Here is a 24737-nt window from a genome sequence, read left to right on the forward strand (position 1 = left end):
CTTTGCAAACCCCCCGAGTTGACACTTCACGCAGGGCCATTCGGGTGATCAGGGGCACCGGGCCGTCGCTCTGCCGCACAGTTGCGCGCTGCCGACCAAACCCGTGGCGCCCCAGTCGGGCGCGTGGGTGCCCGCCCAGGTGTGGGTGGTCGTCGTTCTCGCGACTCGGGACGGCGCGTGGGCGCGTGCTGGGGGAGGCGGGCTCACCCGGGCCGGTGGCGCTGTCGGAGTAGGCCGCTGCCGGGGTTGGGCTGTGGTGGGGCTAGGGCCGCTGTCGGGTTGGGTGGCCGCAGGGTTGGGTGGCCGCGGGGTTGGGTTTCTGTCGGGTTGGGTGGCTGCGGGGTTGGGTTGCTGTCGGCTGGGTTGCCGCCGTTTGCTGTGGTCGGGGCGGTGCGCTCATCCCGGGCACGGCGAACCCAGGGTGAGGTGAGCACCTGCGGGAGCGCTGACGAGCCCGAGCGGCAGGACATGGCGGGGGCTGGGAGGCCGGCGGCGTGCCGCACCCCGGTGGACTGCCGCGCTCTGGTGGACTGCCGAACCCCGGTGGACTGCTGGGTCGCCGGCGGCGTGCCGCTGTCCCACGGCCTGAACGGGCGACACCCGGCACGCCGCACGGCCGGAAAGCCGCTGCTGGTTGATGTGAAAACCGACCCAGCTCAGCCCCCACCCTCACCGGGGGGCGTGCCCCGCTCCAGCCTACCCACGCTCTGCCTGGGGGTACACGGTCGTGGTGTCCCCTGTGGACAACCAGGGTGGCTGTGGACAACTGGGCACCCGAAAGGGGGAAACGGGACTGGGGTCGGCAGGAATGTGGTAAGTGCCGGCACGCACGGCGATCTTCCACAAACGCTCGGCTGGCCGCGCGGTTTGGGGCGAGGATGGAACCGCCAGAGCCGGGCGAGGCGACCAACCTGTCCAGCTGACGGAACAACGATCCACCCCGGGCGCGGTGGCCGACCAGGGCAGCGCGATCAGGCAGCCCAGAGCGGTCGCTGGCTGGACCGGGCGACCACGGGGGAATCGTTCGGTCGGGGGAACTGTTTGAGCACCGAGAAGGCCGATGCCGGTCACGCCAGCGGGCCCGCTCAACAGAGCCAGGCCCACGCACCGACCAGCAGCACCAACTGCGGCAACCGCAACACCGAAACCGCAGGCCGACACGGCACCACAGCACAACCGGGAACCGGGACGGCAGAAACCGGGACCACAGGACACCGGGACCAGCAGAACACCAGGACCAGCAGGACAGCGGGACCACAGGACAACGAAAGGGGACAGGCGTGGCTGACGAGGTAGCCGACATCAGGCAGCTCACCATCGGGGTGCTCGGCGGAACCGGCCCGCAGGGCAAGGGGTTGGCCCTGCGCTGGGCCAAGGCCGGGCTGAAGGTCGTGATCGGCTCGCGCAAGGCCGACCGGGCCGAGGCCACCGCCGAGGAGCTGCGCGCCAGCGCCGAGGTGGAGCACATCAGCGGCGCCGACAACCTGGCCTGCGCAACCCAGGCGGACGTGGTGCTGGTGGCCGTGCCGTGGGAGGGGCACGGCGAGCTGCTGGAGAGCCTGCGGGACGCGCTGGCCGGCAAGATCGTCATCGACTGCGTGAACCCGCTCGGCTTTGACAAGCAGGGGCCGTTCGCGCTGCCCGTGGCCGCGGGCAGTGCCGCGCAGCAGGCCGCCGCGCTGCTGCCGGACTCCCGGGTGGTGGCGGCGTTCCACCACGTGTCGGCCGTGCTGCTGGCCGACCTGAGCGTCACCGACCTGCACACCGACGTGCTGGTGCTCGGCGACGACCGGGCGGCCACCGACCTGGTGCGCGCCCTGGCCGACACCGTGCCCGGCATGCGGGGAGTCTTCGGCGGCCGGCTGCGCAACGCTCACCAGGTCGAGGCGTTCACCGCCAACCTCATCGCCATCAACAGGCGCTACAAGGCGCACGCGGGTATCAAGGTGACCGACGTGTGACCGAACCCGTTGTGGGATGAGGTGATGGCCATGGGTGGTGGCCGAGCTGGCCGGGCCCGGCAGGCGCACCCGCCGGCCCTGCCCGCCGAGGCGGAGCAGTGGAGCGCGGACGAGCGGGCGCTCGCCGAGGACGTGCTCGCCGGCCGGACCGTGGTGGTCAACGTCCGCAAGGGCGGGCCGCACCGCCGGCTGGTGCCCTGGCTGACCGAGCAGGACCTGGTGGTCTACGTCGGGCACGCCAGCAACCGGCACTCCTGGCCGGAATCGGATTTCGCCAACCCGTTCGTCCGGGAGGCCCGCACCGACCGGGTGCGCATGGTCGAGCACTACCGCGAGTGGCTGGCCGACCAGCCGGAGCTGTTGCGCCGGTTGCGGGCTGGCGAGCTGACCGGCCGTGCCCTTGGCTGTTGGTGCGCGCCCGAACCCTGTCACGCGGACGTGCTCGCCGAACAGGCCGGAGGTTGACCACCCGTGCGCTGGGCCTCGATGCTCGTCGACGACCTGGGGGAGCCGCTGCCCCAGCGCATGCCCACCGACCGGCCGCCCCGCGTGGTCAGCCTGGTGCCGTCGCTGACCGAGGCCATCGCGGTGACCCTGCCCGAGGTGCTGGTCGGGGTCACCGACTACTGCACGCACCCGCCCGACCTGGGGTTGCCCCGGGTGGGCGGGAGCAAGTACCCGTCGGTGGACGAGGTGCTGGCGCTGCGGCCCGACCTGGTGGTGGCCAACTCCGAGGAGAACCGCGCCGAGGACGTGGACCGGTTGCGCGCCAACGGCGTGGCGGTGTGGGTGACCGCCGCGCCGGCCAGCGTGCCGGCCGCACTCGGCTCGGTGCACCGGCTGCTGACCGCGGCACTGGACGCGCCCGCGCCGCACTGGCTGGTCCAGGCGCAGCAGGTGTGGCAGCACGTGCGGCCGGTTCGGGCGCGCGCGGTCGTGCCGGTGTGGCGCCGCCCCTGGGTGGTGCTGGGCCGGGACACCTTCGCCGGTGACGTGCTGCGGCGGCTGGGGGTGGCCAACGCCTATGCCGACCACCCGGAGCGCTACCCCCGGCCGCCGCTGGCCGAACTGGTGGCGAAGCTGGACTCGGGCGCGGCCGACCTGGTGGTGCTGCCCGACGAGCCGTACGCGTTCAGCGCCGAGGACGGCCCGGAGGCGTTTCCGCACGCCCGCCACGTGCTGCTGTCCGGCCGCCACCTCACCTGGTACGGCCCGTCCCTGGTGGCCGCCAGGGACGAGTTGGCCTCGGCGCTGGACCGCGTGCTCGCCTGAGCCCGGCTACCGGCGGGCGAACCGGTCGGTCGCGTTGATCAGCGCGGCCCTGATGCCCGGTTCGGACACGGAGTGGCCGGCGTCGGGCACCATCGTCAGCTCCGCGTCCGGCCAGGCCCGGTGCAGCTCCCACGCGGTGGCCGGGGGTGTGGCCACGTCGTAGCGGCCCTGCACGATCACGCCGGGGATGCCGGCGAGCCGGTCGGCGTTGGCCAGCAGTTGGCCCTCCGCCAACCAGCCCCGGTTGACGAAGTAGTGGTTCTCGATGCGGGCGAAGGCCAGCGCGAAGGTCGGATCGGCGAACGAGGTGATCAGCTCCTCGTCCGGGAGCAGCGTGATGGTGGCGGCCTCCCAGGTGCTCCACGCCACCGCGGCCGGACCGTGCACGGCCGGGTCGGGGTCGTGCAGCAGCCGGTGGTAGGCGGTGAGGATGTCGCCGCGCTCGGCCACCGGCACCTGGGCGAGCACCCGTTCCCACCGCTCCGGGAACAGCCAGGCCGCGCCGCCCTGGTAGTACCACTCCAGTTCGCCGGCGCGCAGCGTGAACACGCCGCGCACGAGCAGTTCGGTGACCCGCTCCGGATGGGTTTCGGCGTAGGCCAGGGCCAGGGTGCTGCCCCACGAGCCGCCGAACACCTGCCAGCGGTCGATGCCGAGGAACTCGCGCAGCCGCTCCATGTCCGCCACCAGGTGCCAGGTGGTGTTGCTGCTCAGGTCGGCTAACGGCGAGCTGGCGTGCGGGGTGCTGCGACCACACCCGCGCTGGTCGAACAGGACGATCCGGTAGGCGGACGGGTCGAACAGGCGCCGCTGGTTGGCCGAGCAGCCACCGCCCGGGCCGCCGTGCAGGAAGACCACGGGTTTGCCGTTCGGGTTGCCGCAGGTCTCCCAGTACACGAGGTTGCCGTCGCCCACGTCGAGCATGCCGTGGTCGTAGGGCTCGATCTCCGGGTAGAGGTCAGTCATGGCCGACACTGTGCCGGACCGCGCCCCGCCGGGTCGAGAGCAACGAGCTGGGCGAAACAGTGGAAAAAACTTCCCAAACCGCCGCCGGGCCGCCACCGAACCGCCGCCGAACGCAACGGAACACCGCCGAACGGCCGCCGGACCCGCCGAACCGCCGCCGACGCGCCCGGGTGGACCGAACGGGCCAGCGCCGTGCCACCCGCCGCACCCAACCCGTGGGGCATCCGCCGAGCACGTGAGGGGCATTCGCCCGACTGAGGTTCTTCCCTTGGCGCACTAGCGTTTCCTGCTGTGTGGTGGGCGGTGTTGGGTCCGTTGGCGGTCCTGGTGGACGGCCGGGAAGTCGCGCTGGGCGGGGTGAAGCAGCGGACCGTGCTGGCCGCGCTGCTGGTCGGGGTGGGCAGCGTGGTTCCGGTGTCGCGCCTGGTCGACTGCGTGTGGGGGGAGACGCCGCCGGCCACCGCCGTGGGCACGCTGCGCTCCTACGTGGCCAACCTGCGGCGCGCGCTCGAACCCGACCGGCTGCCCAGGGCGGCGGGCAGCGTGCTGGTCAGTTCCTCCGCCGGCTACCTGCTGCGCGTGCCCGCCGACCAGGTCGACGCCGGGCGGTTCACCGCCCTGGTCGAGTCGGGCCGCTCCCGGCTGACCGGTGGCCGGCCCCAGGACGCGCTCACCGACCTGGACCAGGCGCTGAGCCTGTGGCGGGGCCCGGCCTACGGCGAGTTCGCCGGTGCGCCCTTCGCCAGCCTGGCCGCGGCCGGGCTGGAGGAGGCCCGGCTGACCGCGCAGGAACTGCGTGCCGAAGCCGAGATGGCCGCCGGCCGGCCCGAGTCGGCCGCCGCCGGGCTGCGCACGCTGGTCGCGGCCGAGCCGTTGCGCGAGCACCGCTGGGAGATGCTCGCGCTCGCGCTCTACCGGTGCGACCGGCAGGCCGAGTCACTGGCCGTGCTGCGCGAGGCCCGCCGCATGCTCGCCGACAACCTCGGCGTCGAGCCAGGGCCCCGGCTGCGCCGGCTGGAACAGGCCGTGCTGCACCACGATCCCGACCTGGACCTGCCCGCGCCGCCCCCGCCGCAGCCGGACCCACCCGCCATCCGGGTTCGGTCGGTGAAACCCAGTGCCGCAACGGATTCCGCGCTGGCCGGCCGCGCCGACGTGCTGTCCACTGTGGACGAAGCACTGGTCGGGGCGGGCGGCGGCCGGGGCGGGCTGCTGCTGGTCACCGGCGAACCGGGCATTGGCAAGACCCGCGTTGCCGAGGCCGCGGCCGGCCGTGCCGCCGAACTGGGGCTGGCCGTGGCCGTGGGCCGCTGCCCGGACGAGTCTGGCGCGCCCGCGCTGTGGCCGTGGCTGTCCGTGCTGCGCGCGGTGGTGCGCCAGGGCAGTGTGCCGTTGCGGCGCCTGGCCGACCAGATCGGCCTGTCCGCGCTGCTCGACCTCGGCCAGCAGCAGGCCGGTGACCCCGACGCCGGACCCACCGCGCCGGAACCGCCCGCCCACACGCCAAGAGCCATGGTGGAACTGCTCGCGCACGCGGCCAGGGAACGCCCTCTCCTGGTGGCGCTGGACGACCTGCACTGGGCCGACCCGGACTCGGTGCGGGTGCTGCGCGTGCTGACCACCCTGCTGCCGGACCTGCCGCTGCTGGTGCTCGCCACCAGCCGGGACGGCGCCGACCTGCACGGCCCACCGGCCGCGCTGATGGCCGAGTTGACCGGCGTGTGGACCAGGCGCCTGCCGCTGCGCCGGCTCACCGAACCCGAGGTGGCCCAGGTCCTGCGGCACCGGTTCGGCCCGGCCGTGGACGAGCACCTGGCGCGCGTGATCCACCAGCGCTGCGGCGGCACCCCGTTCCACGTGGTCGAGCTGGCCAGGCTGGTGCCGGAGGTGGGGGCGGAGTCGCTGGCCGAGGCACTGCCCACCGGCACCCGCGACCTCATCCGGCACCGGCTGCGCCGGCTGCCCGACGGCGCCGAGGCCGTCCTGGTGGTCGCGGCCGTGGTCGGCGAGGAGTTCGACTTCGAGGTGGTGGCCAGCGCCAGCGACGTGCCCGCCGACACCCTGCTGGAACTCGTCGAGTCCACTGTGGACTGGGGCTTGCTGGTCGAGGCAGGCCCGGTCGGCCGGTTCCGGTTCAGCCACGCGCTCGTCCGCGACACCCTGCGCCAGTCGATCTCCCGGGTGCGGCTGGCCCGGCTGCACGCCCGGGTCGCCGCCGCACTGGAACAGCGGGCGGCCAGCGGCGCCCGCGCACCCGGTGACCTGCTGGACGCCATCGCCTTCCACTGGCTGGCCGCCGCACCCGTCGGCCACGCCGAACCGGCCGTCACCGCCGCGGTGGCCGCCGCCCGCCGCGCCGAGCGGATGTACGCCCACCAGCACGCGGCCCGGCTGTGGTCGGCCGCCATCGAGGTGATCGACCAGCACGCGGTGCCGACCACGCCAGCCGCCACGCGCCGGCTGTTCGACCTGCTGGTTGACCTGGGCCGGGCCTGCTGCCGGGGCGGGCTCAACGAGCAGGCCAGGACCGTGCTGAACCGGGCCATCGGCCTGGCCAGGCAGCTGGACGACCCGAGCGCGCTGGCCGTGGCCGCCACCGTCTACAGCTCCGAACTGCTCCAGCCGACCCGGGAGTACCAGTCCGGCGACGACACCGTGGTCGACGCGCTGCGCGACGCCCTGCGGCTGCTGCCCACGGCGGACTCGCCGCTGCGCTGCCTGGCCCTGGCCGCGCTCGCCGCCGAGCGCTACTTCGAGGCAGCCGCGCACGGCGCCGGCGACCAGCACGGCCGCGACCCGTCCGCCGAGGCCGTGGCCATGGCCCGCCGGCTGGGCGACCCCGAACTGCTGCTGCGCGCGCTGCACGTGCGGTTGCAGGCCATCCGCCACCCCGACACGCTGGCCGAGCGCCAGGCCCTGGCCGAGGAGCAGGTCGAGCTGGCCAGCCAGCCGGGGGTCAGCCCGGACTGGTTGCCCAAGGCGCTGGTGCGCCGGTCCACCACGTGGCTGGAGGCCGGCAACATGGCCGAGGCCCAGGCCGCGGCCGACGCCTGCGCCATCGCCAACCAGAAGGTGCGGCTGCTGGAGATCGACGTGCACCTGCGCTGGTGGGAGGCGCTGCGCGCCGGGCTGGCCGGCGACCCGCGCACGGCAGAGGCCCTGGCCATGAAGGCCTACGAGCTGCACCGCAACACCGTGTGGGGGCCGGGCCCGGCACTGGTCGGCCACCGGCTGTCCTGGCTCATCGACGAGGGCCGCTACCAGGAGATGGAAGCCGTGATCCGGGCCGGCATGGCCGCGGCGTCCGGTGGCCCGCTCACCCCGCAGCACCTGGGCCTGATCCTGGCCCTGCAGGGGCGGATCGACGAGGCCCGCGCGTACTGCCCGCCCGCCGCCCAGGTGCCCGAACCACCCCGCGACTGGCTGTGGCTGCTGCAGATGGTGCTGCGCGCCTACGCCTGGGTGCTGTGCGGCGACGTGGAATCCTGCCGGTGGGCGCTGGACCGGCTGCTGCCGTACGCCGGCCGCACGGTCACCAACGGCTCGGCGGTGATCTGCTGGGGCTCGGTCGACCACTTCCTCGGTGAACTGGCGGAAGTGGCCGGCGACCGCGACCTCGCCATCACCATGCTGCGCAACGCCGTGCGCCACAACGGGGAACTCGGCTGCGTCCGCTGGCAGCAGCGCTCACAGTCCCGTTTGGACGAACTGACCGGAGGCGGCGTCGCCGCCCGGTAGGCCACGGGTGGCCGGCGCTCCAATCCGGTTCCAATCGGCTTCCAACCACCGGCGGCCATCCTCGACGGGCAGGGCCACGACCGACACCGATGGGAGCAGAACCCATGCGACCGACCGCGACACCGCGACCACCCGCCACCTGCGGCTGGCGGTCCGCCACGACCCGAGCCCTCCACCTGCGGACGTGGCGCGGCTGCGCCTGCCGCACGTCAGCCACGTCAGCCACACCCGCCGGGCCAGCCGCCACGCCCGCGACGCCCGTGCCGCCGCCGGCAACGGGGAACTCCCGGCGTGCGGCAGCTTCTCACCCGCCCCGCGGGGGAACATCCGCCACCGGTTCGTCGGCTGAGCCCACAACCCGGTGCGGGCAACGAAGATGGCAGTGCGTGCACTGACCACGGCTGCGGTGAGGAGCTGACCATGCGGGCGCGGTACGGACGTGTTCTCCTGGCCACCGGTGCGCTGACCGGCGTCGGCATCACCCTGGCGCCACTGGCCCTGGCCGACGGCCCACCCGTGGTGATCCGCAACCAGCGCAGCGAGCTGTGCCTGACCCCGGACACGGCCAGCGGCACCACCGCCTGCCCCGGCGACGCGACCGACCCGCGCTGGCGGATCTCCCCGGCGCCCGACGCCACACCGGACACCTGGGTGGTGACCACCGCCAGCAACCCGGCCGGCGACCAGCCGCGGTGCCTGGACACCAACGAGGACAGCGTGTATGTGCTCGGCTGCGACGGCGGTCGCAACCAGACGTGGCACGTGGAAGCGTTCAACACCACGTTCCCGCCCGAGGGCGTGATCGGCATCCGGCTGGTCAGCGCCGCCTTCGGCGGCTGCCTGCAGAGCGAGCTGACCCAGCGCGGCGGGCCGGCCGGGCGGGTCTCGCTGCACCGCTGCGACACGGACAGCGACCAGCAGTGGAACATCGACCAGTACGCCTACAGCCAGATATTCGGCCCGATCTTCGCCACCCGGACCAGGTGACCGAGGTCCACGTCCACGTCCGCCCGCTCGGCTGCCCGCCGCTCCGGGGCCGCCAGCCCCCGACCACTCCGGCCGGACCCAGTGCCACGGTCCGGCCGGAGTCGTAGGGTCGGGGTATGACACCCGCGCAGTTCACGGCGGAGACCTCCGGCCGGGGTGAGTTCGTCCGCCAGGCGAACCGGTTCACCCAGCGGATCACCGCCGACGGCTCATCGGACTGGCCGGTCGAGCCCGGCCGCTACCGGCTGGTGGTGAGCCTGGCGTGCCCGTGGGCGCACCGCTCGGTCATCGTCCGCCGGCTGCTCGGCCTGGAGGACGCGCTGTCCCTGGCCGTGGTCGACCCGATCCGCGACGCCCGGGGCTGGCGGTTCAGCCTGGACGAGGGCGGCCGCGATCCGGTGCTGGGCATCGAGTTCCTGTCCGAGGCCTACCTGGCCACCGACCCGTCCTTCACCGGCCGGTACACCGTTCCGGCCATTGTGGACGTCCACACCGGACAGGTGGCCACCAACGACTACCCGCGGATCACCCTGGACCTGTCCACGCAGTGGCGCGAGTTCCACCGCGACGGCGCACCCGACCTCTACCCCGAACCGCTGCGCGCGGAGATCGACGCGGTCATCGAACCGATCTTCCGCAACGTCAACAACGGCGTGTACCGGTGCGGTTTCGCGGCCAGCCAGCAGGCGTACGAGGAGGCGTTCCACGACCTGTTCGGCGAACTGGACCGGCTCAGCGACCGGCTGGCCACCCAGCGCTACCTGGTCGGTGACACCATCACCGAGGCCGACATCCGCCTGTTCACCACCCTGGTCCGCTTCGACGCCGTCTACCACGGACACTTCAAGTGCAACAGGCAGAAGCTCACCGAGATGCCGGTGCTGTGGGCCTACGCCAGGGACCTGTTCCAGACGCCCGGGTTCGGCGACACCGTCGACTTCGACCACATCAAGCGCCACTACTACGGCACCCACGAGCAGCTCAACCCGAGCGGCATCGTGCCCCTCGGCCCGGACGAGTCCGGCTGGCACACCCCCCACGGCCGCGAAGCCCTGGGCGGCAGCCCGTTCGGCACCGGCACCCCACCGCCGGCGGTGTGATCAGCCCTTGGCGGCGGCCTTGGCCTGCTTCTTGAACGCGCGCACCTCGGCCAGGGTGTGCGCGTCGGTCACGTCGGCCACGCTGCGCCGTGACCCGTCCTCGCCGTAGACCCCGGCCGCCGCGCGCCAGCCGTCCGGCCGGATGTCGAGCTGCTTGCCGAGCAGGGCCAGGAAGATCTTCGCCTTCTGCTCGCCGAACCCGGGCAGCGCCAGCAGCCGGCGCAGCACCTCGCGGCCGTTCGGGTCGTCGCGTGTCCAGATCGCCTCGACCTGGCCGTCGTAGTGCTCCACCAGGTACTGGGCCAGCGTCTGCAGCCGTTTGGCCATCGCGCCGGGGAACCGGTGGATCGCGGGTTTCTCCGCCACGACCGCGGCGAACTCGTCCGGGTCGGCCTCGGCGATCCGGTGCACGTCCAGCCCGCCCATCCGCTCGGCGATGTCCCGAGGACCCTTGAACGCCTTCTCCATCGGGATCTGCTGATCGAGCAGCATGCCGAACAGCAGGGCCAGCGGGCTGCTGGAGAGGAGCTGGTCGGCGCTCTCGTCCTGGGCAAGGCACAACATGCGGCTCACCCGCGGAAGTATCCCACCACCAGCGCGAACCCACCGGTCCGCTGCACGGTCTGGTTCGCGGCCACGCCGCCGTCCCCGCCTGGTGGAACCGCGTTGCCCGGTCCTCGTGGGGTCACGCTTCGTCAGCCGGTTCGGGGGCCCGTTCACGCCAGCCGAGGCGGCGGCCCCGAATCCGGGACAGCACGACGAAGCTGAGCGCGGTCAGCACGAGGTAACCGGGCACGAGAAGCACAGCGTCCGGGGTGGTCATCGTGGCGGACCAGCCAGCCCCGCGCACGTCACCGAACAACGCGACCCGGTTGACGGTCAGGAAGGTCAGGTGCAGCGCCACGCAGGTCCACACTGAACCCGTGGCGACCCGGGTGACGACCAGGGTGGTCCCGAAAACCGCCAGGAGGATCGCGTAGGAGACCGGGTCCTCGCCGGCCGGTGCGAAGCTCACCGGCGGCGCGGGCTCGCCGAGCAAGGTGCTGACCGCCGCCTGCACCGCGTTGGCGGCGGCCGGGGTGACCAGGAAGAGCCCGGTGGTCACCAGGGCCGCCGTCCACCTGCGCAGCCGCGTGCTGAGCGTTCGGTAGACGTAGCCGCGAAAGGCCAACTCCTCGGGCAGTGCCTCCAGCGCGACCGCGATCACCGAGTTGACCAGCAGGAAGGTGACCAGCGCCGGCCAGTCCACGACACCCCAGCGCAACCAACCCGCGGCGGTGCCCAGCCCGAACACCGCCGCGGCGGCACCGCCCGTGACGAGCACGCCGAGCCCGAAGGCCCGAGGTCCGCCCCGCCAGGCCAGTCCGAGGCCGGCCATCGGCCGGCGGTCCACGCCCCGCCGCAGCAGCACGATCAGCGACGCGGTGATCACCACGCAGACCACCGCGGTGAGCGCTTGTCGGGCGAGACCGTCGACGCCGAGCCGGTGGTGCGCGGCGTCGCTCAGGGCAGCGGCCGTGCCGAGGCCGAGCGCCATCGAGGCCGCGCCGAGCACGGCCCGGCTCCAGCAGGTGCGCAGGGTGGTGCGAACCGGTTGGACGGTGACTGCGTCCATGAACTCCCCCAGGTGACCGCCTTTATTTCGGTCAACTGTACAGAAAAAACGGGGTGGGATCATGACGGCGGCCGACAGCCCGAGGGAGATGCGGTGCCCAAGATCGTCGATCACGACGCCAGGCGGCGAGAACTCGCCCGCGCGGTGTGGCAGGTCATCCGCGAGCGCGGGGTGGCCGGCGCGTCCGTGCGCGCCGTGGCGCAACGCGCGGGGTGGTCGCCCAGTTCGGTCCAGTACTACTTCTCGACCCAAGCGGAACTGCTCAACTTCGCCATGCGGGTGATCGCCGACGAGACCGAACGCCGGGCGGACCCGGCGCACCTGCCGGCCGACCCCCACGAGGCCGCACTCGCCCTGTTCGACAGGCTGCTGCCGCTGGACCCGGACGCCCGGACCGCGAACGAGGTGTGGGTGGCCTTCCTGTCCCGGGTCCTGGTCGACGCCGAGGCGGGCGCCTTCAACGCCGCCAGCAACGAGTGGCTCGCGGAGGTGTTCCGCGATCAGCTCCAGCGGCTGGTCGCGGCCGGTCGGGTGTCCCCAGCCATCGACCTGGACCTGGAGGTCGACCGGTTGCGCGTGCTGTTCGACGGCCTGGCGCTGCACCTGGTGACCGATGCTCCCCGGATGCCGCCGGAGCGGGCGAGGGAGCTGATCAGACACCACCTGGAGACGCTGTCGCCGTCCGCCGCACCCGACCGCTGAAACACCCCAGACCGGTGCCGGGTCGTCACCGGCCTGACCGGACGACGTCGCTACCGGACCGCTGCGCTCCGCGTCGGCGGGTCGCCACCGCGCCTTGCTCGGGGTGCTCAGCGACCGCGGGAGTCGTCTCGGTCGAGAGCAGTTGCCGGACGATGCCCACGACCAGGACGAAGGTCAACGCGATGGTCGTCGGATTCTTCACGAACAGCAACACGCCCAGGTGGGTGTCCTGGGCGGTGGCGGGGAACAGCCCGGCCCCGAACTGCCCCAGGCCGGCGTCGAAGACCAGCGTCGCGACCCCGAGGAGCACCACCTGCCAGACCAGGCTCTGCCAACGTCCGCCACGCCAGGGCGAGCACCCCGAGCGCCAGCCGCGGCGGACAAGACGGCGCGCGGCGTTGGCCTCGGCAGGGAACTCAGCGCCGCCGTGGTGATGTTCCACGAGGCCGTGGGAGCGCACCTCGGGGTCAGCGCGAGCGAACTGACCGCAAAGGACGGTTTCCGGTGACCGCGCGACACGGGCCCCGGTCGCCGTCCCCCCGCACCGCCGCGCGTGCCCGTGCGGCTGTCGCGGAACCTCAGTCCGCGGGACGCAGCCGGGCCAGCGCCTCCTCGGCCGTCACGCAGCCGGCGGTCGCCAGGTCCAGGTTGGCCAGCGACGCGGCGTGCACCTCATCCCGGAACGTGGTCACGCAGTCGCTCACCACGTGCACGGTGAACCCCAGGTCCGTGGCGTGGCGCGCGGTCTGCTCCACGGTGAGGTTCGTGGCCACCCCGGTGATGAACACCGTGTCGATGCCCCGCTCCCGCAGCTGGTCGGCGAGGTCGTTGCCGGCGAGCCCGGACAGCTTCTGGTTGTCCACCACCAGTCCGGCCTGCGCCAGCGCCGCCATCTCCGGGATGATCCCCGCCGCCCGCGCGTCCGGCCGGAACGCCTCCTGCGCGTCGCCCACCGTCCGCATGAACGGCGTGTTGCGCACCAACAGGCCCTCGCCCTCGGGGATGGTGAACCGGGTGAACGCCACCAACACGCCGGCGTCCTGTGCCGCCTGGTGGAACCGCGTTGCCCGGTCCACCACTCCGCTCCGCGCCACCGGTTCGGCCAGCATGTTGCCGAAGAACCCCTCCGGCTTGACCACGTTCACCTGCCAGTGCAGCGCCAGCACCGCCGCCCGCCGCGGCTCGATGGGCTCAATAGTTGCCATGCCAATGATCTTGCCCCCAGTCGTTGGCACGGGGCCCAGCCGGGCGGCGACGTCAGCCGGCCAGCCCGCGGCCAGGCCCCACGCCGTGACCAGGAGCGATCCCCGCCGGGGGCGATGAGAGTGCGCGGTCTGCGGCGTCAGCCGCAAGTTCTGTCACAAGTCACGATCCCGTACCGGGTCGATGAGATTTTCGCGGAACCTGGTGCCCGGCCTGGCTGACGTGTCGCGATCCCCGCAGGGGCGATGAGGACCGCGCCCAACCGACACCCTAGTGGACCACGCCGGGCGGGATGGGCCGACGAGGCGGTTCAGTCCTCGACCTGGTCGCCGTCGCGCGGCGCGAACCGGTCCGCGAGTTCGCCCAGGTGGTTCACCGCCACCGTGATGGCCGTGCCCGCGTCGGCCCGGTCGTACATCGAGCCGCCGAGCAGCACCATTGATCTGGCCAGGTCACGCATCTCGTGCAGACTGGGCGGGCTCGACGAGCGCAGCTTCACGCAGAACGCGGTGAGCCGATCCGCGAGCAGTGGGCAACGGCGGCGGAGTTCGGCGTCACTGATCACGGGAGCGGCGTCCGGCTGCGCTGGCACCGGCAGGTTGGCGACCATGGTGGCGAGCAGGCACAGCGTGCACGGCGTCTTGGTGGTCTCCCGGATCACCTCGTTCGCCTGAACGGTCACCCCGCACTCGCCGGCCGCCCGGTAGACGGTTCGGGTCGGATCGGTGGTGTGCGCGGTGCGGAAGGCGTGGCTCTGCTTGTCGTCGGGGCCGTGCCACCAGACGTGGTCGTTGCGGCTCACCGGTGTTCTCCAGGAAGCGGTGCGAGTCCGATGTGGACGAAGTCGCGGGCCTTCTCGTAGCAGTCCCAGCAGGTTTTCCACAGCCACTCGTACTTGGTCGGCTCGTGGTCCGGAATCGTGGTCTCGTGGCCGCACAGGGTGGTGACGGGAGCGCCGTGGCCGTGGACGTCGCCGGGGATGGCGTGCCGGCGTTCGTCCACCGGCAGCCAGCGGAAGGTCCTCATCGCTGTCACCCGGCCTGCTCTGGCCTGAGGACGGCGTCCAGTCCGGTGTAGACGAGTCTGGCCATGCCAGCGCAACCGAGCAGAACTCCGATGGTGAAAGCCGCGGTGACCACGCAACACCTCCACGTGTGGTGGGTGAGTGGCAGGACGGGATCGTGACCGCGCGCCCCGTCCTGCCACTCCCGGGCAACTTCTGGCGGCAGTTGCCCACCGCACCCACATTCCGAGGGCGAACGAGGAACTGGGTGCGGAGTTGATAGCTGCCGAGCGCTTCGAGCAAGTGTCAGTAGACTAGCTCAGGAAGCTTCCTCAGTCGTAGCCCCGAATGAGTGATCCTCGCTGAGAGGGCAGGAACCCCTAGAGGCAGACTGTCTACGCCCTCGACCACGAGTCACCCGGAGGTTGCTGCGATGGCCGACGAACTTGGCCGCACCGTTCTCCGCCGTCAACTCGGCAAGGAGCTGAAGAGGCTGAGGGAAGCGGCAGGCAAGACGACGATAGAAGCCGGTGCGTACGCGGGCATCAAGGGTGGCACAGTCAGCAAGATCGAAAACGGCAAGCAGGGAATTCGCGTGGCGAACGTCAGACTGCTCTGCCAGTTCTACGGGGTCTCGGACCAGATAACCGAAGGGTTGTTGGTCCGAGCAGTCGAAGCGGAGAAACCGGGCAGGCTCGACAGCTATGCCGACACGATGCCGGACTGGTTCGCAAGATTCGTGGGATTGGAAGAAGACGCCTCGGTCATCGCGGAATACGAGAGCGAGGTGCTGCCCGGGCTGCTGCAAACGGCCGACTACATCAAGGCGCTGCGGCGCGCGGTGGAACCGAGCAGCACGGCGGATGATCTCCGACGTTCGGTGGCGTTTCGGCAAGCCAGGCAGGAACGGCTGTCAAGTCCGCGTCCTCCGCTCCTGCACTGCGTGATCAACGAAGGTGCTCTCCACCGTGAGGTCGGCGGCAAGGACGTCATGCGAGAGCAGTTGCGCCACCTCGCTGAAGTCGGGAAGCGCCCGAATGTTCATCTACAGGTCCTCCCATTCGAGTCAGGCGCTCACCCGGCGATGACCGCGCCGTTCATCATGCTTCGTTTCGAAGCGGCTGACGATCTGGACCTCGTGTATCTCGAACATGACCTCGGCGGCACTTATCTGGAGAAACCGCCACAGGTGAAGCGCTACGAGGTGATCTTCGGGCAGTTGACGAAGACGGCGCTGAGCAGGGCGAAGAGCGCTGAGCTGATAGCTAGAGTGGCGGAGCAGATCTGACAGCGAGTGGGAGGCGGAGATGTACCCTCCGGGCCTATCAGCGGCCACGTGGCGGAAGTCGAGCTACAGCGGTGGTAACAACGGTGCATGCGTCGAGCTGGCTCGCGTCGGTGACGTGGGAGCCGTTCGGGACAGCAAGTGCCCGAGCGGCGCGGTCTTAGTTTTCAGGCAGCCAGAGCTTGCCGGGTTCCTGAACGCGATCAAGACCGGTCAGCTCACAGGCTGATGCCTGGACAACACGAGGCCCACCCGGTCCGCTGCGTGACCGGGTGGGCCTCGGTGCTTCTAACGGTGTTCCCCGCAGGGGCGATGAGGACCGAAAGCCTCGGGCCGGGTGTCATCACGGGGCGATCCAGCCGAAGCCGGCCGGGTTGGCCTGGCCGAGGCCCCACGACCACAGGGCACGGAGTAACGCCGGCGAGCCCTGCAGTTCCACGCCCAGTGGGGCGCCGACCCGGCGGCCCGACTTGACCGTGAACGAGCGCTTGGCGCCCACCCACGTCCGGGTGGCCGTCACTTCGGGGTCGAGGTCCAGTGTCTCGGCCTTGCGGCGCAGGTTGTGGTGGAACGCCTCCATGAAGCCCTCCTCATACGGCAGCAGCTCCCGGTGCCGGCCGCCCCCGCTCGCGCCGGCCGGGGCGAGCACCGGGGCCTTGAGCACCACGGGTGTTGCCGTGCGGAACTCGGCCTTGCCGTCGGCGAAGGCAGGAGCTTCGACCGGAACCAGCTTGCGCACCTGGAGTGCGACACCGCCCCAGTCGAGCACCTGGCGATCAGCCAGCGCCCGTTGCCACGCCTCGACCACCTCGGGCAGGGGGCTGCCGAGTTCCAGCCAGCCGCGCCCACCAGCGCCGTAGACCCCCGGCGTCCGGCGGGCCTTGGGGAAGGTGGGGGCACCGTGTCCAAACGGGACAATGCGGTGCCGCCCCCACCCCTCCTCGTGCAGACGGGTGGCGAGGTCCGGTGCGGCTTCGGACAGCAGGTTGTAGATCAAGCCCCGGCCGGGCCGCAGGAGGTTGTCCCACGGGATGCTGGATGCCTGGGTCGTCACCTCGATGCGCAGCCGCACGAGGACATCTCCTCTCCGCTCAGGTCAACGGGCTGGTCGGACGAAGGTCACCGGGGCCGAACCCGGGATTTCCAGCAGCTCGACCTTCAGGTGCTGCTCGTCGTGCTCACTGCCGCGCATCACCGCGCTGCGCACGAGCACGGTGACGTCCTCGCCCGGGGGCTCTGGGGCGGCCGGCTCACGCAGCACGCCAACGTAGGCGTGGTCATCGTCCAGTCGGACGCGCACGTACCGGCCATCGGCCCAGCCCCACAGGTGGGTGGCGATCGGCGCTTCAACGGGTGCCTCGCCGAGGTTCAACCCGTCGAGGTCGAGCCACACGCAGGTGCAGCCCGCAAGCTCCTGGCGCACCGCAGCCCAGGGGCGCCGGCCCAGCGCGTCCAACTTCCACAAACTCATTGCGCCGCAACCTCCTCCGGCTTCGCCGAGCGCAGTGCCCTGGTGAGAACGTCGATCGCGTCCGCGCGTCGCTTCCGCAGTTCTTCAGGATCGTCGTCGAGAAGGCGAAGCGTACCCAGCCCCCGCGTGGTCGACTTGCCAATGCCAGCGAAACCGTAGTGGATGTCGTAGCAGGCAAGGAGTAGCAGGGCTCTGATTCCGGGGGGAACCTCATCGGTGGCGCGCACGGTGAGGGAGAGTTGTCCGCCGCGCACAACCTCCTGGGCGAACAGCGCGTTCTTGCGGGCGCCGCCGAACACCCGGTCCAGGGCGACATGCGGTTGCGCGACGACATCGGCGTCGGCGATGGGTGAGTCGGCGAATTCGAGCAGGCCACGGCGGGCAGGCGGCTCGATGTCGCCGTTGACGAAGCCGAACGCCTGGCAGATCAGGCAGCTGCCACAGGGATTCGCCTTGCTGCCGTCCAACCCGCTGGGCGAGCAGGCGGGCGCGCCCAACGAACGCAGGATGAACTCACACCGGGAGCGCAACACGCCCTTCCACGTGCTGCCCGGCACGAACGGCACACTGTCGTGATCGCAGATGACCGTGGCGATGTCGCTGGCACCCTGGCGTTTCACCGTCTCGCCGTTGCCGATGTGCAGGCCGTCCACGATCGACCAGGCCAGATCCACCACGGGCGTGGGTTCGGTCGGCTCTGGCAGGTCGACGAGCGCCATGCCCGCGTCGGCGAACATGTCGGGGCCGCCACTGGTCAACCACAGCCGTCGGCCTTCGGGCGTGCCGAGGTCGACGGTCTGGTGTTGGACCTTGGTCACGGCAGCACGGCCGAAGCCGGCGGTGCGGCCACCACCGATGACCGGCGCCCAGGTGGCCAGCGCGGCCAACAGTTCGTCGCGCAGGGCGATGTCAGTGAGCCGGAGGTACACGACCACCCGCGTGCCCACCGCGAGGTGTTCGTGGCGGCGCAGCATTGACGTGGCCGCCGACCCGCGGACGCGGTCAACGGCGGTGCGGGCGCGGACCACGGGATCAGGCCCGACCAGGCTGGTGCCGAGAAACCACAGGGCGGAACTCGACACCTGCTCGTCCTCGGGGGCCCGGCCCATGAACTCCACTGCTCGGTCACCGAGGTGGGCGCGGAACGAGCCGGCCAGTGAGGTAGCCGGAACGTGGAGATCGCCGGCCGGGGTGCGGGCCAACGGGATGTGCCCGCTGCTTCCCGTGTCCTGCTCAGGAGAGGCGACGCCACCGGGGGAGCGCAGTTCCAGGGTGACCTTGGCCAACAGGAACGCGGTCATCACAGCACCCCCCGAAGCCGGGCTTCCAAAGCGTCGACAACACGGCCGATGCGTTGCACGTCGAACTCCAACAGCAAGTCGACATATTTACGTTGCTGTGGGGTGAGGATTTCCAGCTTGGGACGACTCAACAGGTCCTTGATAACTGGTCCGCCTTGTACCCGGTAGGCGTGGTAGCGCCGGAGTTCCCGGAGGAACCAGCGACCGAGGTTGTTGTCGAGCTTGAGCAGCATGTCCGACATGCCCATCGCCACCCGGTCGGTGCTGTCCGCCGGCAGCACTTCGGCGATGCGCGGCCGTTCCGCCTGGCCCAACTCGATCCACCCGAAGCCCTCGGCCCGCCGCAGGCCCACACCGTGGTCGCGCAGCCGCTGCAGGGCGGCGGGGTCGGGATCGCCCTCCAACTTCAGCTTGTAGGTGGAGCCGGCGGCGATCACGTGTTCCTCGGGTTTGGGCAGGTCAGCGGCAGCGTGCCAGCCGCCAACCCGGTCCCAGCGAATCCAGCTGTGCGCCACGGTGGCCGTCACACCCAGCAGTTCGGTCAACACGTGCTCGTCCGGCTGGGAACTTGGTCGGCCGGCCTTGTCCACGAACACGGCCGGGGACAGCAGTCGCAGCACGAGCGTGCGCCCGGTCAGCGGTGGAACTGGTTTGGGGGCAGCTGGATCGGCCTGGTAGGTGACGGCGCCGGAGGTGCTGCGCCGCCCACCGAGAAACAGTGTGCGTGCCTGGGCCAGCCAGGGGGCGTCACCGACAATGCGGCCGACGAACTGGCGGGGCGCACCGGTGGTGTCCCGGTGCGCCAGCTCATCCCTGGTGTACAGGGCGCCATCCTGAGCGGTTCCCTCGGCGGTCAGGGCGACGCGGGTGCTGCGGACGATCGCGTCCCCGGGAAGGAACTCCACCTCACTGCGTCCGCGTGCCAGTGGTCCGCCACAGGACTCGCACACCCTGGTCTTTTCCTTGACCTCTTCCGTGATCTCCTCATCGCTGAACGCCTCGTCGTGCCAGATCTGGGCGCAACTGTTGTCCCGCTGGTACTTGCAGCGCAGCACCGAGAGCGGAACGACCGTGGACCCGGGCGCGAACAGCGGACCGAACCGCACGTTGCGCTCGAACAGGGCCACGAACTCGTCGCGCAGACCGGACTCCCTGGTCGGCTCGCCGTGCTCGGCGATCCAGGCCGCGGCCAACGCGCCGCGCAGCACCGAGCCGGGAATGTGCCGATGCGTGGGTGCTGACGCGCCGGCACTGGTGCCGCGCCCCAGCGCAAGGGGTTGTTGGGCGGTGACAACGACATCAAGCACGTGATCCTCCGGAGGCAGTGGGAGCCGACTCCGCGACGATCTGCTCGAACGCGGCCAGCAGGGATTCGTCCATCGGCGGGTCGACCGGGCGCACGCTCACCCAGCCGAGGCCACGGCGGCGGTCCGCGCCCAGGGCGTGCACCCCGGCCGCGGCGCAAGCCAGGACCGTCACGTGCCTGGCGTGTGCGCCAGTACTGAGTGGACGGTGGCGGACGATCTCGAAACTGCCGGTCGTGGCCCACACCTCGTCGTTGAGCGCGAGGAAATCCGGTTTGACGGCACCGGTGTCGGGGTCCACCGCGATGCGTGCCCGTTGCCTGATCTTCGGCGGCTCGGCGAACCTGACCGGCGCCCAGTGCCACGGCGACGCGTGGCGGCGACCGGTTGTCGTCCTGCCACCGAAGATCTCGGCGATCAGGTCCTCGTGGTGGGGCAGCAGCAGCGCGGCCGAGGCGCGCATGAGCCCCTTGAGCGAGGACGCCGGAATCAGGTCGTCGCGGTTCACGGTTCCGGCCACGCCGCTGCGGGCGTCACCGGTGCTGACGCGAAACGGCCCGTGGAAGGTGAGTTCCAGCCTCATGCCCGCCACCACCTCGCAATGCGCAGCGCGTCGTCCAGGCTGATGAACTCATCGCCCTGGAAGGTGTCCGACAGGAACGGCGTGATGCTCGCGGCGGTGCCCACCCGCTGCGCGAGCGTCTTCGCGGCGGCTGGCCCCCCTGTACGGAGTTTTTCGCCGAGCCGGGCCTGGTGCGCCCGGGGCAGCCGGACCAGGCCGTTCAGCGCCTGCTGGTTGGCTTTGAGTGCGGCGAGGCTGATGGCCTGTCCCGGCGGGGTTGGCCCGTCCGAGGTGATGTCCACGAACTGCACCATCGCCTCCTGACCGGCACCGGCGCTCTTGGCTTGGCGCAGCGAGATCTCCGCCTGCTCGACCACGAGGGAGAAGGGGAAGTCGCGGCGGGCGAACACCAGGCCGGCCGACATGGTGGGGATCGTCAGGCTGGAGTGGGTGTCCAAACCAAGCTTGCGAACAAGCCGTTCAGCGCGCTTGTTGAAGTCGTGCAGAAAGAACACGATGAATTCCCAGGCTCGGTCCGCGGGCAGGGTCACCAGGACGTCGTCACCACCGAGCACGTGCGGCACCACGCACAGCATGGAATCCTTGGGGCGGCGGACCTCGCAGGTCGCAGCGGCCAGTGTTTCAAACGTGCATGTGGTGAATTCCTTGACCACCTCGGCCCGGTCAACGCCGGGGGTGCCGGCCAGAGTTGTGAAGAACTGCCCCATGCTGTTGCCGTCTGCGTGGATGGTGGCGAGGTGCGTTCCGCCGGACTTCTGGTCACCGAGTTCGGCGAGCTTGTTGAGGCTGGCTTTCAAGTCCGGTGGCGGCGCGCCGATCGCGATGGCCAGGCGCTCTTCCGCGGTGCGTCCCAGCAGACGAATCTTGTTGGAGTGCCGCATGGCGCAGTCGGCGCACAAGTCGCGAACACCATCGTCATTGCGGAGATCGACGGATGTCACCGCCGGATCGATGCGGCAGACGCCGCACCACGCGGTGAGCGGGAACTCGGAAACCGTGGGCATGTCGAGGACAACCTTGCCCCGCTCGATGTTCGGGTTGATCTCGTTGATTCGGGCTTCCAGGTAGGTGTCGCCTTTGCCCTGGGCGACCTGGAACTCCGCACCGGGCAGTTTCTGCCTCAGGTAGACCAGCACGTCACGGATGAGTTTGTCGATCTCACGACGATCATCGAGCACGCGAGGGTCGTTGACCACGAGGCTGAGCACGCCGTCTACCTCGCCGGCAGCGTCATTGAGGTCGGCACGGCCGCGCAGGACTCGATCCCTGTCGCTGTCCCTGTTCTTGTCCTTGTCGTCCTCGGTGCCCTCGTTGAAAGTGGTGGCCGCGACCAGGGCGGCGCTCGCACCCCGCCTGCCCCGCAGGGATGGCGTTCGGGACAGGTAGCGCTGGATGCGCACCGCTGCCACGTCGATGTACAGCGGCATCAGCGCTTTCCTTTCTTCCGAATGACCTTGAGGTGCTGGTCGGCGGCCAGGACGTGGGGCAGTGGCAGCATCTTGACCGCCGTGTTCTTGGTGGCGTAGCCGCGCGTCTCCTGCCAGAAGTCGTACCCCGGCTCCAGGTCGTCGCCGGTCAACTCGCCGTCCGGGATCGGTTTTTCCGGCGGGTACCAGACCTTGTCGGGTGGGACGTGGTCCAGGTGCAGCGCGGCGGCCAGGGCCGGCCAGGTGACACGCACTCCACTGTGGACGGACTGGGTGAACGCGGCGACCGCCTCGGCCGCGGTGACCGGGACGGGTTGCTGGCTGCCGTACCAGGTGTCGGCGGTGTGCACGGTCAGTGCGGTGATCTGGCTGGTGCAGGTGCCGAAACCGAGTGGGCGTCCGCCACCGACGGCGAAGCCGATCTCGCCGCCGCCGCGCAACTGGCTGTGCAGCACGGAACCGGGCGACAACGCGGCGAGCAGCGCCCCCAGTTCGGCCAGGTCCAGGTTGGCGAACCGCACGGTGAAACCGAACCGGGTGTTGGCCGGCACGGACTGGGCAACGCGTTCCAGCTTGTCGCCCAGCGACCCCTTGGCCAGCCGGAAATAGGGGCGCTCCTGGTACCGGCCGGTCAGCCAGTAGTGCTTGCGGCCCCGGAGTTGACGGTTCTCCTTGGCGTCCAACGGTGATCCCCACTCGCGCAACGGCACGTCCTTGTACCGGGGCTGCACGTTGTGCGTGCGCGCGTCGTACTCCAGGTAGAACTGGCCGGCGCCGGGGCGGGGCCGGCTGAGCATGGGCAGTTCGCGCCGTTCCAACTGGGGGATGCCGTCGAGGGGCCGGGCGTCGGAAAACCGCAGGTGCCCTCGGTAGCTCTGCTGCTCGGCTTGGACGAGGTCGGCGGGAGCGGTGTCGGTCGCGCCGAACACGCGGCAGGTCGGGCAGAGGTGCCGCGGGTCCTGGCAGGGAGACAGCGCGGGCGGAACGCGGTCGCCGGCCTTGCCGGTGCCGGTGTGCCGCCAGACCGAGGACAGGGCGAACTCGGCAACGCTGGTCTCGTCGGGCGTGAGCTTGACCCAGATCACCTGGCCGGGGAACAGTTCCCGCCTGGCCGCGTGCCTGCGGCCGACCGGGATCTCGGTCTTGCCCTTGCCCTGCAGGAAGACCACTTCTTTCTCGACCGGACCAGCAGCGCCGGAGGACGACGTTCTCCGGGTGTTCTGGCGGGCCTGGCGCATGTCGTCGGTGTCACCGATGAGCCGCTGGAACTGCTGCCACGCGGGCAGCCAACTGTCGTTCCAGGTGAAGGTGTTCTCGTCGGTGAAGGAGACCAGGCCGGCGGTGTAGTAGTAGTGCTGGCGGCCTTCGCGGGTGCGGGCGTCGGTGACCAGGACCACCCAGTCGCCGCCCTTTCTGATGCTGGTGGGATCGGTGATCGTGCGCAGGCCCCGCGCCGGCGCGGGCGGTAGCGGCGAGATGTCGACGCGGGTGCCGGTGACGATGTTCCGAGGGCCGCCCAGTGCCCTGTTAAGGGCGTCGTGCCGGATGCGGACGAGGTCCGTGCACAGGTGCAGCGTCCTGGGCTGGCCGGTTCCCGAGTCAACCTCGCTGACCAGGGCGAGGGTCCAGATGTCGAGCAGGGATCGCGCCTGTTCCACGGCGTCGCGGTAGCTGGGCAGGTACTCGTCCTCGAAGATGCGCAGGCACCCGCCAGCAACGGACTCGTGCAGTGAGCGGAACACGCCCGCCAGGCTGGAACCGGGGAGGTAGGGCACCGGGCCGTCGAACTCGGGAAACCGGCGTCGCGGGAAGCCGTGGGTTTCGTGCTGGTCCGCGGTGCCGTCGCTCATCAGGAGTGGGCTGCGCGCGGTCAACTCGACCTCGATGGTGCCCATGAGGCGGGGTGAACCGTCAGCAGCGGTGCCCAGGCGGTGGTGGCCGGCGGGCGCGTGGCGGAACCAGGCGTCATCGACCTGAGGGAACGGCACGAACGTGTAGGGGTTGACGAAGTCGGTCACGTGACCTCAACTCGAGCAGTCGGAATATGGCCCAGGTTCACGTCTACTGCCTCCATCTCCTCAGATGCTCGATGTCTTCGTGATGTGCTGGTGCCACGTAGTCTGGCGAGACGAGTCAGCCATAATTTCGCGGCTAGATCCCAAAGCTAGTACGACCTCGATGTTCGTAGTTCTACCAGTGCCTGGAAAAACGTCTGGTGGTGGCGCCGGTAGTGTTGGGTGGTCATTGAGCCGTTGGAGAACTTCAAGGCGGTGAACGTGCTTATTGTGACCTACTGGACGTGGTCATAAGTCCTGTGAACTGGAGATATGGCGCCATCGAAGAGTTGCTGCGATCGACGGCATGCATTTGGCTGTTATCCTAGATCGCGCGTTCTCCAATCGGGTAGCTAGAGGCCGAGTTTGTTGCGAGCCTTATCGACAAACGGCAACTCGGCGGACAGGATGTCCAGCGGGTCGCCCAGGGGGCGCGAGTGCCACTTCGGCATCGCCGTCAGCATCACGCAACAGCGGTGTTCTTGGTGTGCAAAACAAACCGCAGCCGCAGGATCGACGACTGTTCTGTCTTTCTTTGGTAAGGTCAGCCGAATGCTATCCCCACCTTTGTCATCTATTAATATCACGGGCCCAAAAACTTCGGACTCGCCCCGGTGAGCTTATTAGATGCTCGCGGTCTGATGTCTCAGGAACCTGGAATTAATCTCGGATGTGGTGCTCGATGAGAGTTGGCTGGAAACCAGTACGGGGCGTAGTAGAGTGCCCCGTACTGGTTTTGGTCAGTGCATAGCTGAGAATCGCCGC

At 70.4% G+C, this 24737-nt stretch carries 24 protein-coding genes; 10 read left to right on the top strand and 14 right to left on the bottom strand.

Translation table 11 applies throughout. From position 1 onward, the window contains the following. Nucleotides 1–1280 precede the first annotated feature (1280 nt). Genes npdG through LX83_RS36625 form a run of 3 tightly spaced genes read left to right on the top strand, consistent with a single transcriptional unit; the run spans nucleotide 1281 to nucleotide 3233 of the window. Complete coding sequence (npdG, locus tag LX83_RS36615; RefSeq protein WP_253780518.1) at nucleotides 1281–1961, top strand: NADPH-dependent F420 reductase; 681 nt, start codon at nucleotides 1281–1283, stop codon at nucleotides 1959–1961. A gap of 30 nt (nucleotides 1962–1991) precedes the next feature. Next, nucleotides 1992–2426 carry a DUF4326 domain-containing protein gene (locus tag LX83_RS36620; protein WP_253780521.1) on the top strand — a complete coding sequence of 145 codons (435 nt, stop codon included), beginning with the start codon at nucleotides 1992–1994 and terminating at the stop codon, nucleotides 2424–2426. 21 nt (nucleotides 2427–2447) lie between these two features. Next, on the top strand, nucleotides 2448–3233 hold the full coding sequence (locus LX83_RS36625) for a helical backbone metal receptor (protein ID WP_253780603.1): 786 nt from the start codon (nucleotides 2448–2450) through the stop codon (nucleotides 3231–3233). Nucleotides 3234–3239: 6 nt separating this feature from the next. On the opposite strand, the gene pip is transcribed toward LX83_RS36625, so the two are convergent. Next, nucleotides 3240–4199, bottom strand: coding sequence for a prolyl aminopeptidase (gene pip, locus LX83_RS36630; RefSeq protein ID WP_253780524.1), 960 nt, complete (start codon nucleotides 4197–4199; stop codon nucleotides 3240–3242). A gap of 303 nt (nucleotides 4200–4502) precedes the next feature. On the opposite strand from pip, the gene LX83_RS36635 reads away from it, so the two are divergent. From LX83_RS36635 to LX83_RS36650, 4 genes are all read left to right on the top strand, one after another. After that, the gene (locus LX83_RS36635; protein WP_253780526.1) at nucleotides 4503–7937 is read left to right on the top strand and encodes a BTAD domain-containing putative transcriptional regulator; all 3435 of its coding nucleotides are present in this window, start codon (nucleotides 4503–4505) and stop codon (nucleotides 7935–7937) included. 184 nt (nucleotides 7938–8121) lie between these two features. After that, on the top strand, nucleotides 8122–8286 hold the full coding sequence (locus LX83_RS36640) for a hypothetical protein (RefSeq protein WP_253780529.1): 165 nt from the start codon (nucleotides 8122–8124) through the stop codon (nucleotides 8284–8286). A gap of 71 nt (nucleotides 8287–8357) precedes the next feature. Beyond that, complete coding sequence (locus tag LX83_RS36645; RefSeq protein WP_253780532.1) at nucleotides 8358–8924, top strand: RICIN domain-containing protein; 567 nt, start codon at nucleotides 8358–8360, stop codon at nucleotides 8922–8924. Nucleotides 8925–9040: 116 nt separating this feature from the next. After that, on the top strand, nucleotides 9041–10024 hold the full coding sequence (locus tag LX83_RS36650) for a glutathione S-transferase family protein (protein ID WP_253780535.1): 984 nt from the start codon (nucleotides 9041–9043) through the stop codon (nucleotides 10022–10024). Here the strand turns inward: LX83_RS36650 and LX83_RS36655 are convergent, their stop codons facing one another. Together LX83_RS36655 and LX83_RS36660 are read right to left on the bottom strand one after the other, a co-directional pair. Next, on the bottom strand, nucleotides 10025–10588 hold the full coding sequence (locus LX83_RS36655) for an HhH-GPD-type base excision DNA repair protein (protein ID WP_253780605.1): 564 nt from the start codon (nucleotides 10586–10588) through the stop codon (nucleotides 10025–10027). It abuts the gene before it with no gap. A gap of 121 nt (nucleotides 10589–10709) precedes the next feature. Continuing rightward, a complete protein-coding gene (locus LX83_RS36660) occupies nucleotides 10710–11639 on the bottom strand; it encodes a CPBP family intramembrane glutamic endopeptidase (RefSeq protein ID WP_253780537.1) in 930 nt (309 codons plus the stop codon). Nucleotides 11640–11732: 93 nt separating this feature from the next. Between LX83_RS36660 and LX83_RS36665 the strand changes: the two genes are divergently transcribed. Further along, complete coding sequence (locus tag LX83_RS36665) at nucleotides 11733–12341, top strand: TetR/AcrR family transcriptional regulator (protein ID WP_253780539.1); 609 nt, start codon at nucleotides 11733–11735, stop codon at nucleotides 12339–12341. 25 nt (nucleotides 12342–12366) lie between these two features. Here LX83_RS36665 and LX83_RS36670 read toward each other — a convergent pair whose 3' ends face one another. From LX83_RS36670 to LX83_RS36685, 4 genes are all read right to left on the bottom strand, one after another. Next, nucleotides 12367–12651: a hypothetical protein gene (locus LX83_RS36670; RefSeq protein WP_253780541.1), complete on the bottom strand. Its 285-nt coding sequence runs from the start codon at nucleotides 12649–12651 to the stop codon at nucleotides 12367–12369. Nucleotides 12652–12919: 268 nt separating this feature from the next. Further along, complete coding sequence (locus LX83_RS36675; RefSeq protein ID WP_253780543.1) at nucleotides 12920–13546, bottom strand: cysteine hydrolase; 627 nt, start codon at nucleotides 13544–13546, stop codon at nucleotides 12920–12922. Between the two features lie 308 nt (nucleotides 13547–13854). Further along, complete coding sequence (locus tag LX83_RS36680) at nucleotides 13855–14346, bottom strand: hypothetical protein (protein ID WP_253780546.1); 492 nt, start codon at nucleotides 14344–14346, stop codon at nucleotides 13855–13857. Beyond that, nucleotides 14343–14570, bottom strand: a complete 228-nt coding sequence (locus LX83_RS36685) for a zinc finger protein (protein WP_253780607.1) — start codon at nucleotides 14568–14570, stop codon at nucleotides 14343–14345. Before LX83_RS36685 ends, LX83_RS36680 begins: the two co-directional genes overlap by 4 nt. Before the next feature lie 410 nt (nucleotides 14571–14980). Between LX83_RS36685 and LX83_RS36690 the strand changes: the two genes are divergently transcribed. Together LX83_RS36690 and LX83_RS36695 are read left to right on the top strand one after the other, a co-directional pair. Beyond that, entirely contained in the window at nucleotides 14981–15835 is an 855-nt protein-coding gene (locus tag LX83_RS36690) for a helix-turn-helix domain-containing protein (protein ID WP_253780549.1), read from the top strand. 19 nt (nucleotides 15836–15854) lie between these two features. Further along, a complete protein-coding gene (locus LX83_RS36695; protein ID WP_253780551.1) occupies nucleotides 15855–16061 on the top strand; it encodes a DUF397 domain-containing protein in 207 nt (68 codons plus the stop codon). A 114-nt stretch (nucleotides 16062–16175) separates the two neighbouring features. Here LX83_RS36695 and LX83_RS36700 read toward each other — a convergent pair whose 3' ends face one another. The 7 genes from LX83_RS36700 to LX83_RS36730 form a co-directional block, all read right to left on the bottom strand. Then, nucleotides 16176–16904, bottom strand: coding sequence for a CRISPR-associated endoribonuclease Cas6 (locus LX83_RS36700; protein ID WP_253780555.1), 729 nt, complete (start codon nucleotides 16902–16904; stop codon nucleotides 16176–16178). Nucleotides 16905–16928: 24 nt separating this feature from the next. Beyond that, nucleotides 16929–17303: a hypothetical protein gene (locus LX83_RS36705; RefSeq protein ID WP_253780558.1), complete on the bottom strand. Its 375-nt coding sequence runs from the start codon at nucleotides 17301–17303 to the stop codon at nucleotides 16929–16931. Beyond that, a complete protein-coding gene (locus LX83_RS36710; protein WP_253780608.1) occupies nucleotides 17300–18412 on the bottom strand; it encodes an RAMP superfamily CRISPR-associated protein in 1113 nt (370 codons plus the stop codon). The genes LX83_RS36705 and LX83_RS36710 overlap by 4 nt, the downstream gene beginning before the upstream one ends. Before the next feature lie 191 nt (nucleotides 18413–18603). Then, nucleotides 18604–19911 (bottom strand): type III-B CRISPR module-associated Cmr3 family protein, encoded by a 1308-nt coding sequence (locus tag LX83_RS36715; protein ID WP_253780561.1) that lies wholly within the window; start codon nucleotides 19909–19911, stop codon nucleotides 18604–18606. Next, a complete protein-coding gene (locus LX83_RS36720) occupies nucleotides 19904–20491 on the bottom strand; it encodes an RAMP superfamily CRISPR-associated protein (protein WP_253780564.1) in 588 nt (195 codons plus the stop codon). Before LX83_RS36720 ends, LX83_RS36715 begins: the two co-directional genes overlap by 8 nt. Next, a complete protein-coding gene (locus LX83_RS36725; RefSeq protein WP_253780568.1) occupies nucleotides 20488–21918 on the bottom strand; it encodes a Cas10/Cmr2 second palm domain-containing protein in 1431 nt (476 codons plus the stop codon). Before LX83_RS36725 ends, LX83_RS36720 begins: the two co-directional genes overlap by 4 nt. Then, nucleotides 21918–23936, bottom strand: coding sequence for an RAMP superfamily CRISPR-associated protein (locus LX83_RS36730; protein ID WP_253780571.1), 2019 nt, complete (start codon nucleotides 23934–23936; stop codon nucleotides 21918–21920). The genes LX83_RS36725 and LX83_RS36730 overlap by 1 nt, the downstream gene beginning before the upstream one ends. Nucleotides 23937–24737 lie beyond the last annotated feature (801 nt).

Origin of the sequence: Goodfellowiella coeruleoviolacea (genome assembly GCF_024171785.1) — a bacterium.
Taxonomy (GTDB): Bacteria; Actinomycetota; Actinomycetes; order Mycobacteriales; family Pseudonocardiaceae; genus Goodfellowiella; species Goodfellowiella coeruleoviolacea.

Excerpts from the sequence above, each read along its gene's own strand:
- LX83_RS36620 (WP_253780521.1), top strand. The coding sequence starts at position 1,992 with ATGGGTGGTGGCCGAGCTGGCCGGGCCCGGCAGGCGCACCCGCCGGCC.
- LX83_RS36625 (WP_253780603.1), top strand. The coding sequence starts at position 2,448 with ATGCTCGTCGACGACCTGGGGGAGCCGCTGCCCCAGCGCATGCCCACC.
- pip (WP_253780524.1), bottom strand. The coding sequence starts at position 4,199 with ATGACTGACCTCTACCCGGAGATCGAGCCCTACGACCACGGCATGCTC.
- LX83_RS36645 (WP_253780532.1), top strand. The coding sequence starts at position 8,358 with ATGCGGGCGCGGTACGGACGTGTTCTCCTGGCCACCGGTGCGCTGACC.
- LX83_RS36650 (WP_253780535.1), top strand. The coding sequence starts at position 9,041 with ATGACACCCGCGCAGTTCACGGCGGAGACCTCCGGCCGGGGTGAGTTC.
- LX83_RS36655 (WP_253780605.1), bottom strand. The coding sequence starts at position 10,588 with ATGTTGTGCCTTGCCCAGGACGAGAGCGCCGACCAGCTCCTCTCCAGC.
- LX83_RS36660 (WP_253780537.1), bottom strand. The coding sequence starts at position 11,639 with ATGGACGCAGTCACCGTCCAACCGGTTCGCACCACCCTGCGCACCTGC.
- LX83_RS36675 (WP_253780543.1), bottom strand. The coding sequence starts at position 13,546 with ATGGCAACTATTGAGCCCATCGAGCCGCGGCGGGCGGCGGTGCTGGCG.
- LX83_RS36685 (WP_253780607.1), bottom strand. The coding sequence starts at position 14,570 with ATGAGGACCTTCCGCTGGCTGCCGGTGGACGAACGCCGGCACGCCATC.
- LX83_RS36690 (WP_253780549.1), top strand. The coding sequence starts at position 14,981 with ATGGCCGACGAACTTGGCCGCACCGTTCTCCGCCGTCAACTCGGCAAG.
- LX83_RS36695 (WP_253780551.1), top strand. The coding sequence starts at position 15,855 with ATGTACCCTCCGGGCCTATCAGCGGCCACGTGGCGGAAGTCGAGCTAC.
- LX83_RS36705 (WP_253780558.1), bottom strand. The coding sequence starts at position 17,303 with ATGAGTTTGTGGAAGTTGGACGCGCTGGGCCGGCGCCCCTGGGCTGCG.
- LX83_RS36710 (WP_253780608.1), bottom strand. The coding sequence starts at position 18,412 with ATGGGCCGGGCCCCCGAGGACGAGCAGGTGTCGAGTTCCGCCCTGTGG.
- LX83_RS36720 (WP_253780564.1), bottom strand. The coding sequence starts at position 20,491 with ATGAGGCTGGAACTCACCTTCCACGGGCCGTTTCGCGTCAGCACCGGT.
- LX83_RS36725 (WP_253780568.1), bottom strand. The coding sequence starts at position 21,918 with ATGCCGCTGTACATCGACGTGGCAGCGGTGCGCATCCAGCGCTACCTG.